The 3,315-nt window shown below is 30.6% G+C and carries 3 protein-coding genes and 1 pseudogene; 3 read left to right on the top strand and 1 reads right to left on the bottom strand.

Features of this window, described 5'->3' with window-relative positions; genetic code table 11:
* Positions 1–63: 63 nt before the first annotated feature.
* A complete protein-coding gene (nikA, locus tag HMPREF2897_RS09670; protein ID WP_070593075.1) occupies positions 64–1,539 on the bottom strand; it encodes a nickel ABC transporter substrate-binding protein in 1,476 nt (491 codons plus the stop codon).
* A gap of 249 nt (positions 1,540–1,788) precedes the next feature.
* On the opposite strand from nikA, the gene HMPREF2897_RS09665 reads away from it, so the two are divergent.
* The 3 genes and pseudogenes from HMPREF2897_RS09665 to HMPREF2897_RS12865 all read left to right on the top strand — a co-directional run.
* Entirely contained in the window at positions 1,789–2,508 is a 720-nt protein-coding gene (locus HMPREF2897_RS09665) for a sirohydrochlorin chelatase (RefSeq protein WP_002490688.1), read from the top strand.
* A gap of 297 nt (positions 2,509–2,805) precedes the next feature.
* Positions 2,806–2,940, top strand: coding sequence for a hypothetical protein (locus HMPREF2897_RS13165; protein ID WP_002490632.1), 135 nt, complete (start codon positions 2,806–2,808; stop codon positions 2,938–2,940).
* Positions 2,907–3,315: pseudogene (locus HMPREF2897_RS12865) on the top strand (transposase); the annotation flags it as partial. The gene HMPREF2897_RS13165 and the pseudogene HMPREF2897_RS12865, both read left to right, overlap by 34 nt.

Below are 3,315 nucleotides of genomic sequence, written 5' to 3'. Positions count from 1 at the left end.
ATTTATGAAAACTCATTTACTGGCTATTTTGCTAAGAATTATGTCCAAGGCTCGTATCAATTATTATTCTTTTTTACTTAATTTATAATCAATTAAATAGATAGATTCTGGTGTAACATTAAAATGTCTTACATTATTATTCACACCATCTATTTGAGAGTTGTAAGTGATATAGCTGTTAGGAACATCTTTTTTAGATTCATTTAGTATTTCATTAGTCACTTGAGCACGTTGTTTGTCACCGAAAGTAGTATTTAATTTTTTAATTAACTGAGTGACTTTAGGATTACTATAATTACCTTTATTTAATGCACCTTCAGGTAAGTATGCAGTGTTAAAGAAATAACCTGTATCACCACGTGGCACACTTAAATAACTATACATTGAAACATCCCAAGCCTGTTTGTTTTGGAGATAACCTTCGATATCATCTACATTGCGTAATTGTATATCAACATTTGCCTTTTTAGCTTCTGATTGTATCACCTGTCCAATTTTAGGCAATTCTGGTCGGCCATCGTATGTCACCATGTTTAATTTAAGAGGATGCGATTTGGAATAACCTTCTTTAGCTAAAAGTTCCTTTGCACGCTTGATGTCTTGTGATTGAATTTCTTCTTTTTCTAATGATTTTAATCGATGGTTGAAAGGACCTGATGCAGGATCAGCATAATTTTTAGAAACATTTTTAGCAATGTCTTTTCGATTGATAATCATATCTAGTGCTTCTCTTACTTTTTTATTAACTTTTTTACTATCATGATTGTATAACATTAAATGCGTTCTAAAGCCTGATGTACTTTGAATCTTTGCTTTGTTAGATTTTTTTACATCATCAACGCGTTCAATTGGAACATCAGTAGTCAAATCTGATTTGCCTGCTAATAAGTGATCAACACGAGTATTACCATCTTCATGATAAGTGACATTAATTCTTTTTAATTTTGGCGTACCTTGCCAGTAGTCTTTGAATTGTTTTAATACGATTTTTTGCGAACGTTTATAACTGTCAATTTGATAAGGACCCGTACCAACAGGTTGATCAGTTACTTTGTTTTTAGCTTTTGTGTCGTATATAGCAGCAAATGGGCTTGCGAGTTCAGACTTTAATTCTGGATAAGGTTCTTTAGTATTGATTGTGACTTTTTGTCCATGAGCGTTGATTGATTTGATAGGAAGTGATCCTTTTAACAAATCACTTTTTTTCATTCCCTCTTCAAGACTGCGTTTTACAGCTTCGCCTGTTAAATGATGACCGTTTTGAAATTTAATATTATCTTTTAATGTGAGTTCTAGTTGATTGTCAGATACTTGATGATATTTTTTGACTAATAAAGGTTTAACTTTACCATTTTTCGACATTTTAAAAAGCGATTCCAAGGCACCTGTTTTAACTGGGATATCAGTTTCGTAAGGTGCAATTGATTTAGTTTTCAAAGGTATTTCAACATTGAGGGTTTCTTTGTCAGTACTTGAGGTACCCCCACAGCTCGCTAAAACAAAAGATATCATGACAATAAGAGTAATCAATTTTTTCATAAATGAAATCCTCTCTAAATATGAATTATTTGAGATATTTAAAAATGTAATTATGTAGTAAATATATATACAATTGGCATGATTATATTTATAAACTCTCAACGAATTTTATTATATAACTTATAATTTAAAAAATAAAATTTTTCACAACTATGATAGTACATTTATTTAAGATACTACAATATACATTGGTACATAAATGTGATTTAATTATTCGTAATAATGATAATACAAAAGGGTGGGATAATTATGATAGGTAATATTCTAGTCGCTCATGGTATGAGAAAAGGAAATCAGAATGAAGCTTTAGAAGAATTTATCGGAACTCTATTAAAAGATGAGCAATATTATTATGAGTTAGCTTTTTTAGAAAGTGAAACACAAAATCTTGAAATCATAATGGAGAAGATGATTAAGCAAGGAATTACAAAATTTCGTATTGTACCTTTACTCATTTTTAGTGCAATGCATTATGTCAGTGATATTCCACAAATACTTAAAGAGATGAAAGCTCGATATCCACAAATTGATAGTAAAATGAGTGCGCCTCTTGGTACACATCCATATATGAAAACATTGGTAGAAAATAGAATTGCTGATGAAAAAGTCAGTGAAGATTCAACCCAAGCAACTATAGTAATTGCCCATGGAAATGGAAGTGGACGTTTTACGAAAGCACATGATGAATTAAAAGCATTTGTTAAAACGCTTGATAGTCATCATCCTGTTTATGCAAGAGCTTTATATGGGACATTGGCATTTAAAAATGATTTAGATAAAATCTCAGAGCAATATGACGAGTTAGTCATTGTCCCATTATTTTTATTTGATGGTAGATTGGTGAATAAAGTAAAACGCCTTTTAGGTGAAATGACATTGCATAGTCAATTACACATTACGCCCTCGATTAACTTTGATCCAATTTTAAGATTAATTATTAGAGAAAGACTTGAAGCTTTAGATATTTAATATGGTTCAATTATTTTAAATGAAATTAAAAAATATTAATGATATGATTCGCTAAGATTGGGGGCTGGGACATAATTCCTATCTAAATAGCCAGTAAATGAGTTTTACATAAATTCATTTACTGGCTTCTTTATTTACAATACTTCGTATTGTTGGCTCGCTTTCTTAGGGGACAGCTTCAGCCTGTAGTCTTCAGCTTGTCCTGTTCCCTCAAGAGTCTCGCCAAAATACTTTAAAAAATAAGGCACTTTCGTATAATTTAATAAACATCACTAAACTAAATTAACGAGGTGCCTTATGCACAAAGATTATAATATGACTCAATATACTCTACTAATGGAAACTTCAGTTCTTATCCCCACAAATGATATTGTAGAAACAACTCCGAGACTGAATTCGATGAATTCATTTGTTTGGACAATCAAAGACTAGGATTTAACAGATATGCCTATCATCATGATAAAAATGGTTTTAAACGAGACTTTAAATAATATGAATGTGATGATTGTTCCGAATGTCCTCTGAAACATCAATGAATGAACTTTAATTCAAAACAAATAAAAAAATAATGAAGAATTATAATTGAGAATATTTTAAAGACAAAATTAATAAAAAGTTTTCAGAACTAAAACAAAAAACCATCTACAGTCAAAGAAAATTTGATGTGGAGCCTGTTTTTGGATTTATGAAGGCTATATTGTGTTACACTCGAATGTCCGTTCGAGGGATAAATAAAGACAAAAGAGAACTAGGATTTGTACTAATGGCACTTGATATAAGAAAAGTAACAGCTCAACGAGCTGAAAA

Source organism: Staphylococcus sp. HMSC065D05, assembly GCF_001813195.1.
GTDB lineage: Bacteria > Bacillota > Bacilli > Staphylococcales > Staphylococcaceae > Staphylococcus > Staphylococcus epidermidis.
This window is presented reverse-complemented; position numbering and strand designations above follow the sequence as displayed.

Coding starts and splice junctions, on each gene's coding strand:
- HMPREF2897_RS09665 (WP_002490688.1), top strand. CDS start 1,789: ATGATAGGTAATATTCTAGTCGCTCATGGTATGAGAAAAGGAAATCAG.
- HMPREF2897_RS13165 (WP_002490632.1), top strand. CDS start 2,806: ATGCACAAAGATTATAATATGACTCAATATACTCTACTAATGGAAACT.
- nikA (WP_070593075.1), bottom strand. CDS start 1,539: ATGAAAAAATTGATTACTCTTATTGTCATGATATCTTTTGTTTTAGCG.